22 protein-coding genes, 1 other RNA gene and 2 pseudogenes are annotated in these 20,878 nt (G+C 64.3%); 22 read left to right on the top strand and 3 right to left on the bottom strand.

Translation table 11 applies throughout. From position 1 onward, the window contains the following. Positions 1-237: 237 nt before the first annotated feature. Complete coding sequence (locus ACLLJI_RS14335) at positions 238-1,467, top strand: IS110 family transposase (protein ID WP_434613454.1); 1,230 nt, start codon at positions 238-240, stop codon at positions 1,465-1,467. Between the two features lie 36 nt (positions 1,468-1,503). Here ACLLJI_RS14335 and ACLLJI_RS14330 read toward each other — a convergent pair whose 3' ends face one another. Continuing rightward, positions 1,504-1,962 carry a hypothetical protein gene (locus ACLLJI_RS14330; protein WP_434613451.1) on the bottom strand — a complete coding sequence of 153 codons (459 nt, stop codon included), beginning with the start codon at positions 1,960-1,962 and terminating at the stop codon, positions 1,504-1,506. A 156-nt stretch (positions 1,963-2,118) separates the two neighbouring features. On the opposite strand from ACLLJI_RS14330, the gene ACLLJI_RS14325 reads away from it, so the two are divergent. Both ACLLJI_RS14325 and ACLLJI_RS14320 read left to right on the top strand, forming a co-directional pair. Continuing rightward, complete coding sequence (locus ACLLJI_RS14325; RefSeq protein WP_434613448.1) at positions 2,119-2,298, top strand: recombinase family protein; 180 nt, start codon at positions 2,119-2,121, stop codon at positions 2,296-2,298. Then, positions 2,234-2,728, top strand: a complete 495-nt coding sequence (locus ACLLJI_RS14320) for a recombinase family protein (protein ID WP_434613446.1) — start codon at positions 2,234-2,236, stop codon at positions 2,726-2,728. Before ACLLJI_RS14325 ends, ACLLJI_RS14320 begins: the two co-directional genes overlap by 65 nt. Positions 2,729-2,798: 70 nt before the next feature. On the opposite strand, the gene ACLLJI_RS14315 is transcribed toward ACLLJI_RS14320, so the two are convergent. Beyond that, entirely contained in the window at positions 2,799-4,346 is a 1,548-nt protein-coding gene (locus ACLLJI_RS14315; RefSeq protein WP_434613443.1) for a recombinase family protein, read from the bottom strand. 38 nt (positions 4,347-4,384) lie between these two features. On the opposite strand from ACLLJI_RS14315, the pseudogene ACLLJI_RS14310 reads away from it, so the two are divergent. The 8 genes and pseudogenes from ACLLJI_RS14310 to prfB all read left to right on the top strand — a co-directional run. After that, a pseudogene (locus ACLLJI_RS14310) lies at positions 4,385-4,732 on the top strand (hypothetical protein); the annotation flags it as partial. After that, entirely contained in the window at positions 4,732-5,586 is an 855-nt protein-coding gene (locus tag ACLLJI_RS14305; RefSeq protein WP_434613440.1) for a type II secretion system F family protein, read from the top strand. The pseudogene ACLLJI_RS14310 and the gene ACLLJI_RS14305, both read left to right, overlap by 1 nt. Beyond that, on the top strand, positions 5,583-6,524 hold the full coding sequence (locus tag ACLLJI_RS14300; protein WP_434613437.1) for a type II secretion system F family protein: 942 nt from the start codon (positions 5,583-5,585) through the stop codon (positions 6,522-6,524). The genes ACLLJI_RS14305 and ACLLJI_RS14300 overlap by 4 nt, the downstream gene beginning before the upstream one ends. Before the next feature lie 140 nt (positions 6,525-6,664). Next, entirely contained in the window at positions 6,665-6,862 is a 198-nt protein-coding gene (locus ACLLJI_RS14295; protein ID WP_434621549.1) for a hypothetical protein, read from the top strand. Between the two features lie 121 nt (positions 6,863-6,983). Further along, entirely contained in the window at positions 6,984-7,385 is a 402-nt protein-coding gene (locus ACLLJI_RS14290) for a TadE family protein (protein WP_434621546.1), read from the top strand. Between the two features lie 136 nt (positions 7,386-7,521). After that, positions 7,522-7,914, top strand: coding sequence for a hypothetical protein (locus ACLLJI_RS14285; protein WP_283560256.1), 393 nt, complete (start codon positions 7,522-7,524; stop codon positions 7,912-7,914). Beyond that, positions 7,911-8,429: a pilus assembly protein TadG-related protein gene (locus ACLLJI_RS14280; protein WP_434613433.1), complete on the top strand. Its 519-nt coding sequence runs from the start codon at positions 7,911-7,913 to the stop codon at positions 8,427-8,429. The genes ACLLJI_RS14285 and ACLLJI_RS14280 overlap by 4 nt, the downstream gene beginning before the upstream one ends. A gap of 75 nt (positions 8,430-8,504) precedes the next feature. Then, positions 8,505-9,623 (top strand): peptide chain release factor 2, encoded by a 1,119-nt coding sequence (prfB, locus tag ACLLJI_RS14275; RefSeq protein WP_283560254.1) that lies wholly within the window; start codon positions 8,505-8,507, stop codon positions 9,621-9,623. A gap of 133 nt (positions 9,624-9,756) precedes the next feature. Here the strand turns inward: prfB and ACLLJI_RS14270 are convergent, their stop codons facing one another. Further along, positions 9,757-10,848, bottom strand: coding sequence for a carboxylate-amine ligase (locus tag ACLLJI_RS14270; RefSeq protein WP_434613429.1), 1,092 nt, complete (start codon positions 10,846-10,848; stop codon positions 9,757-9,759). A gap of 261 nt (positions 10,849-11,109) precedes the next feature. Here ACLLJI_RS14270 and ftsE point away from each other — a divergent pair, with 261 nt between their 5' ends. The 11 genes and pseudogenes from ftsE (at position 11,110) to ACLLJI_RS14215 (ending at position 20,759) form a co-directional block, all read left to right on the top strand. Further along, positions 11,110-11,853 (top strand): cell division ATP-binding protein FtsE, encoded by a 744-nt coding sequence (gene ftsE / locus ACLLJI_RS14265; protein WP_434613426.1) that lies wholly within the window; start codon positions 11,110-11,112, stop codon positions 11,851-11,853. Then, positions 11,850-12,764: a permease-like cell division protein FtsX gene (gene ftsX / locus ACLLJI_RS14260; protein WP_434613423.1), complete on the top strand. Its 915-nt coding sequence runs from the start codon at positions 11,850-11,852 to the stop codon at positions 12,762-12,764. The genes ftsE and ftsX overlap by 4 nt, the downstream gene beginning before the upstream one ends. Positions 12,765-12,792: 28 nt before the next feature. Continuing rightward, complete coding sequence (locus ACLLJI_RS14255) at positions 12,793-14,163, top strand: peptidoglycan DD-metalloendopeptidase family protein (RefSeq protein WP_434621543.1); 1,371 nt, start codon at positions 12,793-12,795, stop codon at positions 14,161-14,163. Between the two features lie 99 nt (positions 14,164-14,262). Next, positions 14,263-14,733, top strand: a complete 471-nt coding sequence (smpB, locus tag ACLLJI_RS14250) for an SsrA-binding protein SmpB (protein WP_283560249.1) — start codon at positions 14,263-14,265, stop codon at positions 14,731-14,733. After that, positions 14,734-15,615, top strand: a complete 882-nt coding sequence (locus ACLLJI_RS14245) for a cytochrome c oxidase assembly protein (RefSeq protein ID WP_434613419.1) — start codon at positions 14,734-14,736, stop codon at positions 15,613-15,615. A gap of 144 nt (positions 15,616-15,759) precedes the next feature. Then, positions 15,760-17,091 carry a glycoside hydrolase family 3 N-terminal domain-containing protein gene (locus ACLLJI_RS14240; protein ID WP_434613416.1) on the top strand — a complete coding sequence of 444 codons (1,332 nt, stop codon included), beginning with the start codon at positions 15,760-15,762 and terminating at the stop codon, positions 17,089-17,091. 192 nt (positions 17,092-17,283) lie between these two features. After that, positions 17,284-17,650, top strand: a transfer-messenger RNA (tmRNA) gene (ssrA, locus tag ACLLJI_RS14235). Positions 17,651-17,885: 235 nt separating this feature from the next. After that, complete coding sequence (locus ACLLJI_RS14230) at positions 17,886-18,635, top strand: alpha/beta fold hydrolase (RefSeq protein WP_434613413.1); 750 nt, start codon at positions 17,886-17,888, stop codon at positions 18,633-18,635. Positions 18,636-18,664: 29 nt separating this feature from the next. Then, positions 18,665-19,312, top strand: coding sequence for an esterase/lipase family protein (locus tag ACLLJI_RS14225; RefSeq protein WP_434613411.1), 648 nt, complete (start codon positions 18,665-18,667; stop codon positions 19,310-19,312). Positions 19,313-19,566: 254 nt separating this feature from the next. Continuing rightward, a pseudogene (locus ACLLJI_RS14220) lies at positions 19,567-19,845 on the top strand (IMP dehydrogenase); the annotation flags it as partial. A 173-nt stretch (positions 19,846-20,018) separates the two neighbouring features. Then, positions 20,019-20,759 (top strand): hypothetical protein, encoded by a 741-nt coding sequence (locus ACLLJI_RS14215; protein ID WP_434613408.1) that lies wholly within the window; start codon positions 20,019-20,021, stop codon positions 20,757-20,759. Positions 20,760-20,878 lie beyond the last annotated feature (119 nt).

The raw sequence follows: 20,878 nt of genomic DNA, 5'->3' as shown, positions 1-20,878 counted from the left end.
CTTTTTAGTAGCCCCTAATTGAGTAAGAATTGGGTTGCTGGCCTGTTGGTTCCCGGCATGATTTATGCCCCCAGTCTTCAATGATCCGGGGGGTGATGTCACCGGGATCCGATAGGTGTCAGGGGATCGCTAATAGGGACCGGACCAGCGGCAGTTTTTATCGTGGCAGGTCAGCCGTAACGTGGATGCCGACTCTTGTCGCCGCAGGACAGACCAGCGCTGTTTTACAGGTCTCGGATGCGGGAGGTTTTGAGGTTGATTAAGGATTACGAGAGTATCGATGTCTTCATCGGAGTCGATGTCGGCAAGAGCAATCACCACGCGGTGGCGCTGGATAAATCCGGGAAGAAGCTGCTCGATAAGGCTTTGCCTCAGGACGAAGCGAAGCTGCGGGCGATCATCGACACACTGGCCAAAAACGGCACGCTACTGCTGGTCGTGGACCAGCCCGCCACCATTGGTGCGCTGCCGGTGGCGACGGCCCGGGCCGCCGGAATCCTGGTCGGTTACCTGCCCGGGTTGGCGATGCGCCGGATCGCGGATCTGCACCCCGGCGAGGCTAAAACCGATGCCCGGGACGCGTACATCATCGCCGAGGCAGCCCGGACGATGCCGCACACCCTGCGCTCGATCGAGGTCGCCGATGAGCAGATCGCCGAGCTGTCGATGCTGTGCGGTTTTGATGATGATCTGACCCAGCAGACCACCGCTACATCAAACCGTATCCGCGGGCTTCTGACCCAGATCCACCCGGCCCTCGAACGGGTGATCGGCGCACACCTGGACCACCCGGCAATGGCGGAGCTGCTGGTGAAATATCCGACCCCCACCGCACTGAAGACCGCCGGCCAGGCACGGGTGGCCACGTACCTGGCCAAGTTCGCCCCGCGGGCAGGCAAACACTGGGCAGCCGATATCTTTACCGCCCTCGGCGAGCAAACCGTGGTCGTCGCCGGCACCGCCGGAGCCGGCATCGTGCTGCCCCAACTGGCAGGCATGCTCGCCGGTCTGCGTAAAGCCCGGGTCGAAGTCCATACCCGGGTCGAGGCGCTCGTGGAGGCCCACCCTCTTCACCTCGTCCTGAGCTCGATACCGGCGGTCGGGATCAGGACCGAAGCCAGGATCCTCACCGAAGTCGTCGGTAAACACTTCGCCACCGCCGGGCATCTGGCCTCCTATTCCGGACTGGCGCCGGTGACCTGGCGATCAGGGACGTCCATCCGGGGAGACCACCCCTCCAGGAAGGGCAACAAGATCCTCAAGCGCGCTCTCTTCCTGTCCGCGTTCGCCGCCCTCAAGGACCCCACCTCACGGGACTACTACGACCGAAAACGCGCCCAAGGGAAACGCCACAACCAGGCCCTGATCGCCCTGGCCCGGCGCCGCTGCGACATGCTCTTCGCCATGCTCAGAGACATGAGCATCTACGAAGAAAAAAACCCCAAAAGCGGCTTGACAAAAACATAGGGACACCCCCCGGGGGTTGGGGCGGGGTCGGGCACCTTACTGCTGCTGGTCTGGGTCGCTGATCGGACGACCCTTATGGCGAGCCCTAGTGTAGTGGATGTCGTTGGAACCAACGTTGAGGTAACCACTATCGGTCTCGGTATCTGTGTAGAACACATTGCTACTGCCGTAATTCGAGAACCCATAGGAGGACCCGGCGGGGGGCTGCGCAGACGATAACCCAAAGGAGGCGCCATCCGCCGGTTGTTGTTCCGGCTGCTGCCCATCCGAAGTCGAACCCACCGAGGGGGTATTGTCACGCCTTCGATTCAGTCGCTGCCTGCGTTCTCTACTCAAGAAGTATCCCTTCACAAAAAAGCCGTTGATGATGACCCATACAACCTCAAACGCAATTGCCCATAACAGGGGTTGGATCCAGTGAACCTGCCCGATCAGCAGTGACGCCGCGACACCGATCAAGGCGCTGATGACATAACTAAACCAACTCTGAATCATTCGTTGAGTTTACCCAGTGGGAGTACCCTGTCTCGTGACCGATCGGCCATGAGACATATCAGTGAGACGCTGCCCGTCCCCGTCATCTATCCACCCCGAGTGTCGCGTGGCCATGTCTTGTGGCCTGTGTTACGCTGGCTGTAATCATCCACCCCCATGAGACACATTGGAGCAACGTTGAGCAAGCTAATTGGATACAGCAGAGTCAGTACGCGCGGGCAAGACGCCGACCGACAGACGGCGGACCTGCTGGCCGCCGGTGTGCGGCGCGATGATCTCTACACGGATCACGGATCACGGAGTCAGCGGCGGCAAGGCCAGCCGCCCCGAGTTTGACCGAGCGCGTGCCGCGCTCCATGTGGGGGATACCCTCGTGGTCACCACGCTGGACCGCTTGGGGCGGTCCACGCAGAACATGCTGGACCTAGCGCAAGAGCTCAGGGACGGCGGCGTGAACCTGCGAGTGCTCAACCTTGGCGGCGGCGACGTCGACACAGCCAGCCCGACTGGCGCCATGATGTTTACCATCATGTCCGCGCTGGCTCAAATGGAGCTCGACATCAAGCGCGAGCGCATCCGCGACAGCGTGAGCAAGCGGCGGGCGGCGGGCAGTGATCTAGGCGGCGGCGTAACCAAGTTCACGGATGGCCAGATCGAGAATGCCCAGCAACTCATAGCGGGCGGCAAGCCATCGGCACAGGTCGCCCGCGATCTGGGCATGTCCCGCGCCACGCTTTACCGGCGCATTGCGGCGCTGAGCAAGTAGCAAGACAGAACACAGAGGGCCCCACGGCATCGCGCCGTGGGGCACTCTGTGTCGTTGTCCGGTGGATGGCTCAGCTTGCGGCTGGCGCCGTCCTGTACGTGGCGATGTAGGCCTCCATATCCGCCTTGGAGCTGATGAGCACGGCGGCGCCTGCGTGCTGGATCTCGCGCACGGACAGCGGGCCCAGGCCATCGCCTGCGTTCTTCATTACGGTCTGCACTGTCTCGGGATCAAAGACGCGCTTTGAGCCCTTGCCATGCGGCCAGATAATGACGTTCATTGTGGCGCGGATGTAGTCGCGGCGGTCATCGGCAGGGGAGGTCAGCCATGTGATGGCCTCTGGCGAGTCCATCTCAGCGGTGGGCAGGCCATCCGTGGGCCGTGCTGGGCGGGCGGCCTGAACCTCCAGCTCTGTGACGCGGGCGGTTACCCGTGTCTGATTGTCACGGATGCGCTCTGTTATGGCGGAGAGCTGGGCGGGGCTGATGTCGCCATCAGCGTATGAGTGGGCAGCGTCCTGCAGCCGCTGGCGCAACGCTTGGCCCTCCAGTTCCAATGTCTGGAGTTCGGCCGCCAGCGCTGGGCTGGCCACCTCCTGCTGGCTGGCCGCCATCGCACGGAAGGCAACGGCCAGCCGATTCACAACGGCGTCCGTGTATTCCACGCGCTTACCGATGTGGCCCTTGCCGCGCACGGGGCAGCGGTAGACCTTATGCTTTACGCCGTCGCGGCCCGAGACAGTGGCGACACGCACGAGCGCGCCACAGTGGCACTGGGCAATCCCTGACAGCAGATGCACGGCCTTGTTGGACTGCGAGCGCCGCCGTGCTGGATCGCTGAGAATGGAGCATGCCGCCTGCCACACGCTCTCGGAAACTATGGCTGGAAACTCTGACAGGCCGATCACCTCGCCATGCAAGGTGGCAAGGCCCGCGTTCCGCGGCCTCTGTATCACCTGCCGGAGCTGCGTGTATCCCCACGGTTTGCCGAGGCTGGTAGTTATCCCCGCGGCGTTGATCTCCCGCACCCAAGAGCCGAGCGTTCGGCCACCGAGTACATGTTCAAAGGCGCCCCGTACGACGGCGGCCTCTGTCTCACAGATGATGGGAACGCCGTCCTCAAAGACCCAGCCGAACGGACGAGCGCCGCCCGTCCACTTGCCAGCGCGGGCCTTCTGTTCTATCGCGCGCTTGATGCGCTCCCCCTTCTGGTCCGACTCATAACGGGCAGCGGCGCCAAGCATGCGGGCTACCATCTTGCCCGAGCCTGTAGCAAGGTCCAGCTCACCCGACTTGACCGCGTGCGTTGTCACGTTGGCGGCATTGCATACGTCAATGTACCGCTCCAGCTCTACTGGGCGGCGGTGCAGGCGGTCAGTGTGCCAGCAAATGACGGCCGACGCCGCGCCCGCTTCAAGTAGGCTGAGCATCGCCTCATACTCCGGGCGCCGCTTACCCGAGTACGCGCTGATGTCGTTGTCTATGAAGACCCGAGCGACGGCCAGACCCTGCTGCGCGGCAAGTGCCCGGCAATCCTCCTCTTGGCGCTGAACGCCCAAGCCCTCACCGCTGCGGTCTTGGCTGATCCTGCAATAGATGAACGCCTGTTGTGTCTCCATGCTGGGAGTCTATCGCTTATCGCGGGTGAGCAATGCCGGGCCTGCCCGGGATGTGCAGCATCCATGCGAATTCCGCGCATGACGCGGTGACGAAGCTTTGTACCCTCCCGTTGTTGGCGGGAGCCAACATTAGTGCCTCCTTCGTGGTGCCGACGGTGGCTTCCTGCATCGACCTGGTGGTCCACTGCGTCCGGCTGCCCAACGGCCGCCGGCAGGTCTCGGAAATCCTCTTCCTAGGCCGGCGGGTGGAAAACGGCGTCATCGAATCAGGCACCGTCTTCGCCACGACCAGCGCCGGGCTCCAGGCCGTGGCCGCCTCCATGCCTTCGCCGGAAAAGTTCGCCGCCGCCGGGTACGATGTCGCGGCGCTGCTGGAGGCCGGCTGATGTCCGCGGCCGTTGGTCTGCTCGCCGGACTGGGCTTGTTCCTGATCTGGTGGTCCTGCTGGCAGGTGCCCCGGCGTGCCGGGCGTCGGGAGCGGGTGGACCGCATCCATGAACTGCTGCTGCGCGCGGGTGTCGAAAGGGTCAGTTCCACCGGGCTGCTTTTCAGCTGCGTTTGTCTGGGACTTCTGGCGGTGCTGGTGTTTTACCTGCTGACGCGCTCATTGCCAATTGCGCTGTGCTTCGGCTTCTTTGGCGGTTATCTCCCGCTCGCGGCCGTACGTTGGAGAGCACGACGGCGGACGGCCGTGCTCCGGCAGCTGTGGCCCGATGTGGTGGACCATTTGCGTTCAGCCATCCGAGCCGGTCTGTCCCTGCCCGAGGCACTGATTCAGCTGGGGGACAAGGGGCCGGAGGAGCTGCGTCATTTCTTCATCGATTTCGGCTCCGACTACCGGGCCGGCGGCCGGTTCGACCATTCGCTGACGATACTCAAGGACAGGCTGGCGGATCCCGTTGCGGACCGGATCGTTGAAGCCCTGCGCCTCACCCGCGAGGTAGGGGGCACGGACCTCGGCCGATTGTTGGGCACGCTCGCCGAATTCCTGCGGGACAACGCCCGGACCCGAAGCGAGCTGGAGGCCCGGCAATCGTGGACGGTGAATGCGGCACGGCTCGCTGTTGCGGCGCCGTGGCTGGTTCTGATGCTTCTGGCAACCCGTCCCGAGGCGGTCTCGGGCTATAACTCCGCCGCCGGTTGGCTGGTCCTGACGAGCGGCCTTTTCGTCTCAGTCATCTGCTATCGCGTAATGCTTGGAATCGGCACCCTGCCCGCGGACGAGCGGGTCCTCCGATGACAACTGCCATTTCCCTTGCGGTGGTTTCCGGACTGGTCCTTGGGGCCGGCCTCTGGCTGGTCCTGGTCAGGCTGCCTTTCATGCGCCAGCCCAGCTTTGCGCAGCGCATCGAACCACAGCTGCGTTCCGTAGTGCGGCAATCCCGGCTGCTGCACGACGCCGACGGGCCGGAGGTGCTTTTCGGTCCACTCGAGCGCATTCTTCGCGCGATGACGGTCGATGCCGTGCGTTGGCTGGGCCGTTTCAATATCGGCACGGCGGCCCTGACGGCACGGTTGCAGCAAGCCGGTCAACGCCACACCGCACTCGATTTTCGTGCAGGCCAGCTCATTTGGGCGGCGGCAGGATTCATCCTGGCCGTAGTGGCTGCGCTGCTGTCCGCGGCGGGGGGACGGCTTAATCTGCCGTTGGCCCTCCTTGGCGCCGTAGCTCTGCCGGCCGCTGCGTTTGTTATCAAGGACTACCTGCTGTCAGTCCGGATCAAGCGCCGCGAACGACGCATCATCGCCGAATTCCCGAGTCTGGCCGAGCTGATGGCGCTCGCTGTCAGCGCCGGAGAAAGTGCCACCGGCGCACTTGAAAGGGTCTGCCGGTCCTCCCGAGGTGAGCTGGCCGGCGAGTTCGGCCAGGTACTGGCACAGACGCGCAGCGGGATCCCGCTGGGACAGGCCCTAACGGGACTGTCCCAGCGCAGCCGGGTGGTGCCCCTGGTTCGCTTTGTGGACGGCGTCATCGTGGCCATCGAACGCGGTACCCCGCTGGCTGACGTGCTCCGTGCCCAGGCCCAGGACGTCCGTGATACGGCGAAGCGGGAACTGATGGAGTCCGCGGGTCGGAATGAGATCGCCATGATGGTGCCGCTTGTCTTCGGAGTGCTTCCATTGACCATTATTTTCGCGGTTTTCCCGGGGCTTGCGCTGCTCCGGCTCGGTTTCTAACGCAGGGACAGACAGGTACGAAAATGACTGACAACTCGCAAAGGGGTAATCCGATGAAACACCTGAAACCGGCGCCGTTGGTATGGCTCGTCGCGTTCTGTACACTCGCGACGCTTTTGACGCGGCGCGGTTCGGCCCGCATCCCTGGCGCGCCGTCGTCGTCCGGCACCGTGGACGACGACGGCGGCCACGACCCCGGTGACCGCGGCGATGTACCCGGCTGGGTCATGATCACATTGATGTCCGCGGTGCTGGTGGCCGGGTTGTTGGCCATTGCCGGTCCCGCTCTGGAAGGGCTCTTCAACCAGGCCATCAGCCAGGTCAACAAGGGCGGATGATACCGAAATGAAGGCGATGACACGGCGATGGAGAACCGTGTCCGTGCCGGAAGCGGGAACCGTGTCCGGGTCCGGGTCCGAAGCGAGAAGTAGTATGTCCGTGCCGGAAGGCACAGCCGGGATGTGCTGCGGCGGCACGCCCGGACCAGGCTCGGACGCCGAATCGGGATCCGCCGTGGTGGATTTTGTTTTGGTCGGGGCGCTTCTGACGGTGCTCTTTCTGGCCGTTGTCCAGTTGGCCCTGGTGCTGCACGTCCGCAATACTGCGGTGGATGCGGCCGCCTCTGGAGCGAGATACGGAACGCTCGCCGATCGGGGAGCGGCGGACGCGAAGACACGCACGGAGCAGCTGATCTCGGCAGCTCTGAGCCCGGACTATGCCAAGGAGGTTACGGTTACGGAAGAGATGTATCTCGGCATCCGCACACTCAAAGTGACCGTGCGGAGCCCGCTGCCCGTGCTTGGGCTGATCGGACCGGGATCGGCACTGGAGGTGTCCGGGCATGCCGCGCTCCAGCCCTAATACGATGGGGAGGACGTTCCTGCGACAGCGGTTGGCAGGATGCCGAGGGGCAGGAAACCAAAAGACCGGAGTCCGGGGCGCCGAAGATGAACGGATCGACGACCGGACTCCCGGAGTCTCAGAGCAGGGGAACGCTGTGGTGGAGTTTGTTTTCCTAGCCGTACTTCTGATGATTCCCGTGGTGTATCTGGTGATTACCGTGGGACAGATGCAAGGTGGCGCTTATGCCGTCACCGGTGCTGCGGATCAGGCCGCCAAGGTGTATGTTTCCGCACCCGATCCGGCATCCGCGCGGGCGGCTGCGGAGGAAGCGGTCCTGCTGGCTATGGCGGACCATGGCTTCAGTGACGGCAGAGCGCGGTTGGACATCAGCTGTGAGCCCGCGGGCTGCCTCAGCCCGGGAGCGCTTGTCACGGCGACGGTCACGCTTGCCGTCCCGCTGCCGCTCGTCCCGTCGCTGCCAGGCGGAGCCTTGACGGCAGCGACGGTGGATGCGGCCGCGAGTCAGATTGTCGGCCGATTCCGGTGACGGAGGGCCAGCATGGGAGTATCGGCGTTCGCGCGCGGGTTCGAAGTATCTGCAGCCATCCGCACCCGCGCCGTCCCAACGGCGATGCCGAGAGCGGCGAGCTGATGGTGATGATCATCGGTTACGTAGTCCTGGCCCTGCTGCTGGTCACCGTGGTGGCGGCTGTTTCGAGCGTGTACCTCGGACATAAGAAGCTCCTGTCCGCAGCAGACGGAGCAGCCGTGGCCGCGGCGGACAGCTTCACCCTCGCCGGGGTGGCTGGAAACTCCGGGGCCCCGGTCACCATTTTGTCCGGCGACGGTGTGCGGGCGGCGGCTTCCGCCTACCTGAACCGGAACAGCAGCTACAGGCACATTTCCGGGCTGACCCTCGGCGGCGGAACCGGGACCGCGGACGGGCGGACCGCCCGCGTGACGTTGGCCGCCGTCGTCCATCCGCTTTTTATCAATTTCCTGATTCCGGACGGAATCGCCGTTACCGCCACGAGCACGGCGCGCTCGCAGTTGACCCGTTGATGCCCAGTCCCGGCATCCCTGTCCGGCACGCTGGTCCGGCAAGTCATTTCCGGTGATGCCGTAGGCTTGAGGATCATGGCTGAAATCGATTTTGCTGCAGAAATCCGCGCGCTCCGCGCCACCTACCTCTCCATAGAGCAGGTGTCCGAAGTGGACGCGCTCAAGGAATCCATCGAAGATCTGAGCGACCAGGCCGGGACGCCGAACCTGTGGGATGACCCCGCGGCGGCGCAGAAGATCACCTCACGGCTCTCGCACGCGCAGTCCAAGCTGGAAAAGCTTGAGTCGTTGCAGGCCCGGATCGATGACCTGGAGGTCCTGGTCCAGCTCGCGCAGGAAGAGAACGACGCCGACACGCTGGCCGAGGCGGCGAAGGACCTGCCCGTGCTGCGGAAGGCGCTGCAGGAGCTGGAGGTAGTCACGCTGCTGGCCGGCGAATACGACGAGCGCGAAGCCGTGGTGACAATCCGTTCCGGCGCGGGCGGCGTGGACGCGGCGGATTTTGCCGAAATGCTGCTGCGGATGTACCTGCGCTGGGCCGAGCGCCACGGTTATCCGACAACGGTGATGGACACCTCCTATGCGGAGGAAGCTGGACTGAAATCCGCCACGTTTGAAGTGAAGGCCCCGTACGCTTTCGGCACGCTGAGCGTGGAGGCGGGCACGCACCGGCTGGTGCGCATCAGTCCCTTTGATAACCAGGGCCGCCGGCAGACGTCATTCGCGGCCGTGGAAGTCATTCCGCTGATCGAACAGACGGACAGCATCGATATACCAGATAATGAAATCCGGGTGGATGTGTTCCGCTCCTCGGGCCCCGGCGGGCAGTCCGTGAACACCACGGATTCCGCAGTGCGCCTGACCCATATCCCGACGGGCACTGTGGTTTCCATGCAGAACGAGAAATCGCAGCTGCAGAACCGGGCGGCGGCGCTGCGGGTGCTGCAGTCGCGCTTGCTGCTGCTCAAGAAGGCCGAGGAGGACGCCGAAAAGAAGCTGCTGGCCGGCGACGTGAAGGCATCTTGGGGCGATCAAATGCGTTCCTACGTGCTCAATCCGTATCAGATGGTCAAGGATCTGCGAACCGAGTACGAGGTGGGCAATACCTCGGCTGTGCTCGACGGCGAGATTGACGACTTTATTGACGCCGGCATCCGCTGGCGTGCGGATAACCGCAATGCCGAGGCGCAGTAGCGGCGCCCTTGGCCGAACGCCACGGCTCCCGCCCGAAGTGTCACCGCTTCCGACCGAATGCCACGGCTCCCCGTCCGTAGCGTCACCGATTCCTGAGGTGAGCACACTGCAGCGCGTGGTGAGCGGTGGCGCCTCAGCGTGCGGTGAGCGAGCCGGCGTACAGATCCAGCAGGGCCGGAAGGCCGCCGTGCTCACGGGCCCGGCGCTGACGCGCGGAGCCCGTGCCGTGCTCCGCGATACGCGCCAGCCCGTCGGCGACGAAGCCGGAATCGTCCGTTGCGTGCAGGGCCGCCTCCACCGTCTTGACCAAGGTGGTTAACACCTCGGGCGCGGGAGCCAAGTGCCCGGTTTCCGGGTGGACAAGCTGCCCGCGGAGGCCATGCCGGGCCGCCTGCCACAGCGAAGCGTCGAGGATTTCCGGGGTGAATTCCTCGGCGTTCTGCCACGAGTCACTCAGCGCGGCTGTCACCAATGCCCGGAGCAATACCGCCAAGAGCACGGAATCGTGTGCCTCAAGCTGGGCATCGCAGGCGCGCACCTCCAGGGTGGGATAGTTCTCCGACAACCGGGCCACCCACGTGATCACACCCCTGTCTAGGATGACTCCCGTGTCCACCAGGTGCTGGACCCGTGCTTCGTAATCGGCGCCGTTCTTGAAGACCGGAGGCAGCCCCTGAACCGGCCAGCGCCTGTAGCTCACGGTGCGCCAGCTTTCGAAGCCGCTGTCCCGGTCCCGCCAGAACGGCGAGTTAGCGCTGAGCGCCACAATGGCGGGCAGCCAGGGCCGGATCCGGTTCAGGGCCGTCACACCGGCGTCCTTGTCAGGGATCTGGATGTGGACATGCAGTCCGTTGATGTACTGATCCGCAACGATGGCACGGGCGCTGTCCCGCATCTGGTGGTAGCGACGCTTATCCGTGATTTCTGGCGGGGCCTCCGCCATGCGGGGTGCGGTTCCCGTGCCCGCGGCGCGGGCCAGGGATTTGTACGCCGCCTTGGCCAGCTGGCCGCGGAATGCCAGCAGTGACTGGAGTGCTTCGTCGGCCGTGGTGCACGGGGGAGTGGATGTTTCCAGCTGGCAGGTCAGCAGTTCCGGCTGAATATCGTCGTCGTCCACTTGCCGCGACGCCTGCAGGAAACCACTGACCGTCGCGCTGCTGAACTTCGGCAGACCCGTGGTGGAATCCACCAGCAGGTACTCTTCCTCGATCCCGAAGGTGACCATGGCTGCTCCTCTCCAGTGCAGGGTCCGGACAATGGCGGCCCTGACAACGGCCGTTCGGGCGGTAGGGCCGTGACAACGTCACGAGCCTATCGGAGGCACCGAAATGTTACACACAGGTCTCGTCCAGGACGACACGCCCCTCGGGCTGCACGGGATCGGCGCGGGCGAGTGTCTATAGTCGATAAGCCGGTGGTTTCTTCCCCAAGCCAATACCCCAGCACCGGCCCGTCAGAATTCGCGCTGACTGGGTCCAGAAGAGCCATGATTCGTTTCGATAACGTCACCAAGATTTATGACCAGAAGACCCGTCCGGCCTTGGACTCGGTCTCCCTGGAAATTGACCGCGGGGAGTTCGCCTTCCTTGTCGGTGCCTCCGGCTCCGGCAAATCCACGTTCCTGCGCCTGGTGCTGAAGGAAGACCATGCCACCCGCGGCGCCGTGTACGTCGCTGGGCAGAACGTGGCAAATATTTCCAGCTGGCGCGTGCCCAAGCTGCGCCGCGGCATCGGCGTCGTGTTCCAGGACTTCCGGTTGCTGCCCAATAAGACGGTCTTCGCCAATGTGGCCTTTGCCATGCAGGTGATCGGCAAAAGCCGTGACATCATCCGCGAGACCGTGCCCGAGGTGCTCAAGACCGTCGGGCTTGAGGGCAAAGAGAACAGGCTCCCGCACGAGCTCTCTGGAGGCGAGCAGCAGCGCGTGGCAATCGCGCGCGCCGTCGTCAATAAGCCCGCCATCCTGCTGGCTGACGAACCCACCGGAAACCTGGACCCCACCACCTCGCTGGGCATCATGAAGGTGCTGGACAAAATCAATCAGAACGGCACCACCGTAGTGATGGCAACGCACGACGACGACATCGTCAACTCGATGCGCAAGCGGGTCATCGAACTGCGCAACGGCGTGGTTCTCCGCGACGAGGCCAAGGCCTTGTACACGTCGATGATTCCCGTGGTCCAAGCCGCAGGGTCCGACCGTGAACCATTTGCGGAGGCCCCCGAGTGAGACTTGCTTTCATCCTCGGCGAAATCGGCGGAGGTCTTCGCCGGAATGTTTCCATGGTCGTTTCCGTCATTCTGGTGACCTTTGTGTCACTGACGTTTGTCGGTACGGCCGGCATGCTGCAGATGCAGATCAACCAGATGAAGGGCTACTGGTACGACAAGGTCCAGGTTGCCGTCTTCCTCTGCGTTGACACCTCGACCTCCCCGACTTGCGCCTCCGGACCGGCCACGGACGAGCAGAAAAAGAACATCGAAACCCTGCTGGATTCCGCCGCCGTGAAACCGTACGTGACCAGCTGGGCCTACGAGTCACAGCCGGACGCGCTGAACCACTTCAAGGAGCAGTTCGCGAATTCGCCGATCGTTGATTCGGTCACCGCGGATCAGCTGCCGGCATCGTTCCGGATCAACATGGTCAATCCGGAGAAGTACGAGATCATCAATGAGACCTTCTCGGCGACGCCGGGGGTGGAGACGGTGATCGACCAGCGGCAGCTGTTGGAGCGGCTCTTCTCCGTGATGAACATAGCCTCCCTGGTGGCGGTGGGCATCGCCGGGCTGATGATTGTCTGTGCCATCCTGCTGATCGCCACCACCATTAAGCTGTCCGCCTTCAGCCGACGCCGGGAAACCGGGATCATGCGGCTGGTCGGGGCCTCGAAGGCAGTGATCCAGTTGCCCTTTGTGATGGAAGGAGTGGTCGCGGCCGTGATCGGTGCCATGCTGGCATCCGGGACAGTCTGGGCGGTGGCCAAGTTCTTTATTCAGGACTATCTGGCGGACCAGTACAAGGACACGGCATTTATCTCCGCCAACCAGGTGCTGATCCTGACGCCGGGGCTGATAGTTCTGGGGATCCTGCTGGCCGGGGTATCCTCGCTATTGACCCTGCGTAAGTATCTGAAGGTTTAGCTTGCTGATCATCGAGGAGAAAATTTCCATGCGCCAGTTGTCCCGGCAGGAGCGCTCCGGCCACGGCATGCTGCGCCGCCGTGCCGTCGGGGCCGCGGTGGCGGCAGTGCTGGCTGCCGGACTGCTCGGAGCCGTACCAGCCCAGGCAGATAACCTCGATGACCAGGCCCAGGCGCTGCAGAATCAGGCGAACGAGGTGGAATCATCCTTGGAGTTCCTCGACGCCGGCATCGCCACTGCCGCTGCCAACCTCACGTTGTACCGCGGCCAGCTGCCCGGTGCGCAGGCCGCGCTTTCGGATGCCCAGGCCCGGGTCAGCATTGCCACTTCAGAGGTGGATGCGCTGGCGGCCCGCGTGGATCTTGCGCAGCAGAACAAGGATAAGATCAGTTCGCAGATCCAGTCGGATAAGCAGAAATTGATTGACACTAAGAAGCTGATCGGGCAGATCGCGGCCCAGTCCTACAAATCCGGGGGAGTTCCCCCGAACCTGAGCCTTTTCTTCGGCTCCAGCGCCAACGGAAACCTGGCGGATGGCATGGACCTGGCGGACCAGGCAATGCGGAGCCAGAATTCGGTGTTGGACAAGCTCTCGCAGCAGAACGCCACGAACGTGAATTCGCAGGCACGGCTGGTGGCCGTGGAAGCGGAAATCAAGGATCTCAAGGGCAAGGCCGATGCGGCGCTGGCAGCCGAAAAGACCGCCATGGCCGACGCCGCGGCCAAAAAGGCGGCCGTGGATAAACTGATCACCGATGCCGCCGCGCTGGATGCCGAGCTGACCGCCAAGAAGCCTCAGATCCAGGCCCAGATGGCCGCCGTTAAAGCGCAGCAGGATGACGTGGCGAGCCAGATCGCCGAGCGTCAGCGCAAGGAACGCGAAGCCGCCGCGGCGGCAGCTGCCGCGGCCGCCAGGGCGCAGGGCAACACCGGGTACGTGGCCCCGCCGCCGGGGAATCCCTCGGCCTTCGGACTGGCACATCCCTTTGCCGCCAACATTCCCATTACCTCCGGGTACGGCTGGCGTGCCGTTCCAGCCGGCACCATGGACTTTAACGGCACCGGCTCCTATCTGCACAGCGGCATCGACTTCGGTGCACCGTGCGGAACCCCGATCTACGCGCCTGCCGCCGGTAACGTTGTCCTGGCGGGACAGACAAATGTGGTCACCGGTGGCGGCAACGTGCTGTGGATCAGCCACGGCGTGGTGCAAGGCAACGCGCTGATGACGGTCTACTACCACAACAGCTCCGTGCTGGTCTCGGTGGGGCAGCACGTGGAGGCCGGCCAGCTGGTCGCGTACTCCGGCAGCACCGGCAACTCCACCGGCTGCCACGCGCACTTCGAAACCTGGCTCAATGGCTCGCCGGTGGACCCGATGACCATTCTGGGCCGCTAGAGGAACGCCGCGGTCCGCTGGCGTAGACTGGTTCACCTCTGGAACTTGCTCGTCCAGCGCCGACCGTACAATCAATCAGGACATCCGAGGAGTAATGCCGTGCCTAAAGAAAGTGGCCGCAAGGTGGTGGCCACCAACCGCAAGGCCCAGCACGACTACCACGTGATGGATACCTACGAGGCCGGACTGGTGCTGATGGGCACCGAGGTCAAGTCCCTGCGCGAGGGCCGTGCCTCCCTGGTGGACGGCTTTGCCACCCTCTACAACGACGAGCTCTGGTTGGAATCCGTGTACATCCCGGAATACCTCAACGGCAGCTGGACCAACCACTCGGCCCGCCGCCGCCGGAAGCTGCTGCTGCACCGCGAGGAGCTGGAGAAAATCACGCACAAGACACGTGAATCCGGTTTCACCATCGTCCCGCTGCAGCTGTACTTCCTGGACGGCCGGGCTAAGGTGGAAATCGCGATCGCCAAGGGTAAGAAGGACTACGACAAGCGCCAGACGCTGCGCGAAAAGCAGGACAACCGCGAAGCCCTGCGCGCCATGCGGGAGAAGAACCGCAGCTAGATGCCGGCACTGGAGCAGTTTTTCGGAACCTGGGCGCTGGATCCCTGGGCGCTGGCGCTCGTACTGGCGGCCGGACTGCTGTATGGCACCGGCCTGGTACGTGCCCGGGCCGCCGGCATCCGATGGCCGTTATGGCGGGTGCTCAGCTTTTATCTGTTGGGTCTGGGCAGCTTCGCCTGGATTTCCTTCGGATTCCTGGGCACCTACTCGTCCGACTTGCGCTGGGCCTTCTCGGTCCGGCTGGCACTGCTGCTTTTCGTCGTTCCGATCCTGCTCTCGCTGGGTCTGCCGCTCGGACTGACCCAGGCGGCCATCGCCAATCCCAGCCTCCGCCAACGGCTGAGTGTGCTGGGCCGGTGGCCGATGAAGTTCTTCGGTAACGCAGTCATTGCCCCACTGGTGGGTCTGCTGCTGTTCTCCGCGATGCTCACGCCGCTGGCCGGAGTTGCCAGACTCAGCCCGCTGGCGGAGGGGACGCTGAGCGTGGGCATACCGCTGTTGGGGCTGCTGCTGGTGCTCCCGATCACCGAGGCCGGCACCCGGACCAGCACGTCGCTGCTGATGCTGCAGTTTGTGTTTGCCTTCATCGAGCTGCTGGCGGACGCCATCCCCGGCATTCTGCTCCGGTTGAACAGTGCCGTGCTGGATGGGGCCGCCAATGTGACCGGCGCCCGGCCGGCGTGGTTCCCCAACCCACTGCGGGACCAGCAGCTGGCCGGGGACTGGCTCTGGTTCATCTGCGAGGCCGCGGACCTGCCGATCATCATCCTGCTCTTTGTCCGCTTCTCCCGGACGGACAAAGGGGAACGCAAGGAAATCGATGAGATGAGCGACGACGAAATGGACGCGCTTAACGAGGCGCACCTGCGCCAGCGCGGCTAGCTCCGCAGTGGTCGGCCGTAGGCTGGGCGGGAGGCATGAGGGGCGCACGGACTTAAAACCTCACGCAATGAAACTTCACGGAATGAGACTGCACGGAATGAGACTGCACGGATTTGAAACCACACAGAATAAGACTGCACCGCCGTGAAACGCACTAGTCGCCGCAGGTGGGCCGCCCTGGCGACCGGTGTGGTGGTCCTCTTGGCCGTCGTGTTGTCCATCAGCGTCATGTCGCTGGGTGCCTCTGGACCGGGGCGGCCGGGGGCCGGCGGCTCAGGCGCACCGTCCGCTTCGCCGTCGGCCACGGTTTCCGGGAGCCCGACAGCGGTGCCGCCCGTTTCTGTCCCGGCCGCAGGCACCGCTCCGGTAGCGGGCACGACGGCGCCCGGCCAGCCGCCGTCGTCGGCCCCCGTTTCAGCCCAGCTCGCCGCCGCACAACAGCGACTGGCAACCATGACGCCGGAGCAGAAGGTCGGGCAGGTGCTCATGGTGAGCTCGCCCGTGACCGGCGCGGACGCGGCCGCTCTGACCGCTCTGACCAGTTACCATGTGGGCAACGTCTTCCTTAAGGGCCGCGGCTACGACGGAACCGCCGCCGTCGCCGGCGTGGTGGCGTCGCTGAAGGCCCAGGTTTCGGCCCAAAGCACCGCTGGGGTCAGCCAGTTCATCGCCACCGACCAGGAGGGCGGCATGGTGCAGATCATGAACGGCCCGGGCTTCTCCGCGATGCCGGCCGCGATTGACCAGGGCGCCCTTGATCCCGTACAGCTGCGCGCGGATGCCCGGCTCTGGGGCAGCCAGCTGGCCGGCGCCGGTATCAACGTTAATTTTGCCCCCGTGCTCGACACCGTCCCCAGCGCCGGCTTTGCCCCCGCCAATGCACCGATTGGGCACTTCGGACGCCAATACGGTTTCACCCCCGAAGCGGTTTCAGCCCACGGAACCGCCTTCGCCAACGGCATGGCCGACGGCGGTGTGGCGGCCGTCGCCAAACATTTCCCGGGCCTGGGCCGGGTGACAGCGAATACGGACACCAGCAGCGGCGTCGTGGACGGCACCACCGTCCGGAACGATCCGTTCATCGCGCCATTCCGGGACGCCGTGCGGTCCGGCGTGCGCTGGATGATGATCTCCAACGCCGACTACCCGGCCATCGACCCGGCGCGGATGGCCCCGTTCTCCTCCGTCATCATGGACGGCATGGTCCGTGGCGACCTCGGCTTCAGCGGCATCATCGTCTCCGACGACATCTGCGACGCCGTGCAGCTCTCCCCGGTGGCGCCCAGAGACCGGGGCGCCGGTTTCATCGCAGCCGGCGGCACCATGGCACTGTGCACGAACCAGACGATCCTGCCGCAGCTCTACCACGGCATGCTGGACCGGCAGGCCGCGGATCCGGCCTTCGCTGCAATGGTGGACGCCGCCGCGCTTAAGGTCCTGGAGGTCAAAGCGGAGAGCGGCCTTCTCCCGCGCTGACCTGCCGGGCGCGCCGGGCACGGCTGGTATGGCCGGATCGAGCGGCAGAATCAATTGCGGCCCGGGGCCCGGGCCGGGGAACGAGCCCGGGGCCAGAGCCGGCCGGACCGGGAATACATGGCCGCGCCATGTGCGTTATACTGAGTAATCCGCTGGTGCCGCAAGCACCCTCGGGGTTTGATAACACAACATGGGGATGACTGGTTTCGACGGTGTTCGTCGCGACAGGTGAAGCGGGCCGAGGATACAGGGTTATCTCGTAAACGCTCTCTGTAAACCAATAAGTGCCAAAACATCGCGCACTGACTTCGCTCTTGCTGCCTAAGCAGTAGGACAGTCCGTCAGACCGGGTCTGCTCTCGTCCCGGATCCTGGCGTCATTTAGAGGGCCACTGCTCTACGCCTTTGTTACAGGGGCGTAGGGGACTCTTATGTAACTGAGCCTGGCAGCTACTCGTTTGCAGGATAGCTGGGGCTGAGAAAAACCGACGCAAACTGCGCCCGGAGAAGACCTGACAACACAACATCGGACGGGGGTTCAATTCCCCCCATCTCCACGACAAAACAGCAGACCGGAGGCATTTTGCCTCTGGTCTGCTGTCATTTGTGGCGACAGTGGCGTCACAGATTCACGCTCTTGACCTTGATCGGTCCTGCGCAGCCGCAGTGGCCGCGCTATCTCGTGTATTGTGTCTTGGCGGGCCACGGATCCGTCCCTGCTGCCGCTAGGCTGTAACGGGTAGACCGGAGCCGGTATGCCCAGCAGTCGATTCATGCCCTGAAGGAGCGCCCCCGTTGAGCCACGCCGCGCAGCTGTCCCGGAATCTCGCCGTTGATGACACCAGGCTGGTGGCGTACACGCTCGGATCGGGACCGGACACCTACATCCTGATCCACGGCATTGGGATGTCGTCCCGGTACTTCCGCCCCTTGGCCCGGGAACTGTCACAGCACGCCACGGTTCACATGTTTGATCTGCCCGGTTTTGGCAACGCTCCGAAGCCCCGCCGGCCTTTGTCCATTGAGGATTACGCCCGGATCATGTGGCGGTGCCTGGATCAACTGGGCGTGTCCAATCCAATTCTGGTCGGGCATTCGATGGGCTGCCAGGTGGCGGTGGAGATGGCGCGGCAGCGCGCGTCCGCCGGGGCGGCGGTTCTGATGGGGCCAGCCGTCAACCAGCGGGAACGCAGCGCGTGGCAGCAGGGTCTGCGTCTGATGCAGGACACATTCCGGGAGCCTTTGGCCGCCAATCTGGTGGTATTTTCCGATTATGCGCTTCGTTGCCGGCTCCCGTGGTACTTTGCAAATCTGCCCGTCATGCTCAGCTACGCCCTTGAGGAGGCCATCGAGGACCTAACAGTTCCGGTGCTGATTTTGCGCGGCGGACGGGATCCGATTGCGCCGCGGGAGTGGACCGCCGAGCTGGCCGCCCGATGTCCGGTAGCCGAAACAGCTGAAATTGCCTCCGCGGGCCACATTTTGATGTACCGTCGTCCCGCCGAAGCAGCCGTTCATCTCCTATCGCTCCGGGCCCGCGTATGAAGCCGTGGACAAAGGCCAAGGCGTGGATCTTGGACTACGTTTACGTCGGATTCTGGCAGGTCCGCGGTATTCTGTTCCGCGGCTCGGCGGAGGAGCTGCTGCTTAAGGTGCGCCCCGGCGCCGCGCCCGTGCTGCTGATTCCGGGCATCTACGAGAATTGGCGCTTCCTGCGCCCGGTGGCCGACCGGCTGCACGCGCTGGGCCACCCGGTGCACGTGGTCGCGGGCCTGGGCTACAACCGCGGCACCATCCCCGCCATGGCCGCGCTGGTGGAGAACTATCTGCTGGCACAGGACCTGAGGGAAGTCGTCGTCGTGGCGCACAGCAAGGGTGGGCTGATCGGCAAATGCCTGATGACGGGCACGACGGCGGCGGACCGGGTCAGCGCTATGGTGGCCATCAATACCCCCTTTTCGGGGTCCGTTTACGCGCGGTACGCGCCGACGCGCACGATCCAGGCGTTCTCGCCGAACGATTCGCTGCTGCGCCGACTGGGGGACAACCTCGGGGTTAATGACCGGATCACGGCAATTTACAGCAGCTTTGATCCGCACATTCCCGGCGGCGGACAGCTGCAGGGCGCGACGAACATCCGGCTTGAGGCGATGGGACATTTCCGGCCCATCGGGGATCCTGTGCTGCTGCAGGCCGTGGAGGAAGCGGTCGGGGCAGCGTAGGGGCCGAATCACTGCCCAGCTGGGCAGGGTTGGGTTCTTCAGCTATGTCGCGGGGAGATCCTGCGCGCAGAGACCGGACCGATGGCGCACGGGATGTCCGCCGCCGACGCTGCCCACATGGCCGCTCAAGTTCGTTTACGGCGAGCCTGAGCAGGCCAAGGTTAAGGCCGACGGCGCCCCGGCATCCGGCGGTGCGCGGCGTCGGCGACGGACCGCCCGGCGAGGATAAACTGGCAGGAAATCCACTTCAGAGATTGGCGAGCTGGGGGAGTACGGACGAACATGGGCTGTACGTCGACGGCGGCCAGGGCGAGGCCGTCCGCGTCCCGCAGGCGGATTCCACCTTGGTGAAGGTGCCCGGCGTGCTGGCCGCCAAGCGGCTTGGAGCCGAGCGCATCATTGCCATGTCCCGGCACGCGGACCGGCAGGCGCTCGCCCGGGACTTCGGAGCGACGGACATTCTGGTGGAGCGCGGGGACGACGGCGCCGCGAAGGTCCGTGCGCTGCTCGGCGGAGTGCTCGCGCAAGGTCTTTGACGTCGTCATGCCTTGGGGCCGGCTCCCGAGGCGTATAGGGCCATGGACGAAAGGCGTGCAATCAAGGTGCTGCTCAGGCCGTGAACCGGGCGCCGGCACGTTAGGGCCGCGGGGTGCAGATATGCGGCAGAAGTGCCCCGGGTTGGGTGCTGCCGTGAGACAGTGGGGCCATGAGGGATAACGGTGATCGGAGCCCGTCGGGGGAGGCCGGCGCGTCGGATCGGACCGGAGCGGATTCGGTGTCTGTGGCGGCGGAACGACCGGTGGTGCGGTGGCGCCCCGGGTTCGGTTGGATCGTCAGACATCCGCTCCAGGCCGGCTGGGTCTGGGTGGGCTTCTGGGTAGCCCTGATTGTGCTGGACGAGTTTATGGATTTGGCGGGCTGGGCCTGGTATGTGTTCGTCGGCCTGGCTGCCTTGCCGACACTGGTGGCCACGATCGCGGTGCTGCACGCCACGCCACGGAAATACCTCAAGACGGTTTCGGAGACTGTGCTCAACCACTTTTTCGTACGCTTCCTGGCGCTGGTGACGGCTTTTGTGATTTGGGGCGTCTCGGTGGTGATGAGCGCCTCCATCTCGACCACAATCCAGTCTGTCGTCGGAGATACGGAACGGGAGGTCACCGCGTTCGGCTTCCACTTGCTGCTGGCGACGTTCCCGCTTGTGGTCAGCGTGCTCTGGCTGGCCTTCATTATCCGCTGCGCCTGGTTCCTTCGCCGCCTGCGCGGATGGCGGGAGCATCCCGCGCGTTCCAAGGTGCCGAAAAAGTTCCTCCGCAGCCGACCGCAGCTTCGCGGTGTTGTAATCGGGCTGGCCCACCCGGGGCTGCTGCTGGTTGCCGGGCTCGGGACGTCGATTCTGGCCCTGGTGGTGAACGCTGTGGACCTAACGCTGAACGTCATTGTCTGACCAGAAGTGGGAGCCCGGGCGGCGCTCGAAAAGGCGCCATCAACAGCTGAGTGGTGGAAGGACATAGCCCGCCACCACTCACCCCCCCAACTACATGTTGTCCGGCCCAAACACCCCGG

Source organism: Arthrobacter sp. A5, from assembly GCF_051131705.1.
In the GTDB taxonomy this organism is placed as follows: Bacteria; Actinomycetota; Actinomycetes; order Actinomycetales; family Micrococcaceae; genus Arthrobacter_M.
The sequence above is the reverse complement of the archived record's forward strand: the minus strand, read 5'-3'. Positions and strand labels throughout refer to the sequence as shown.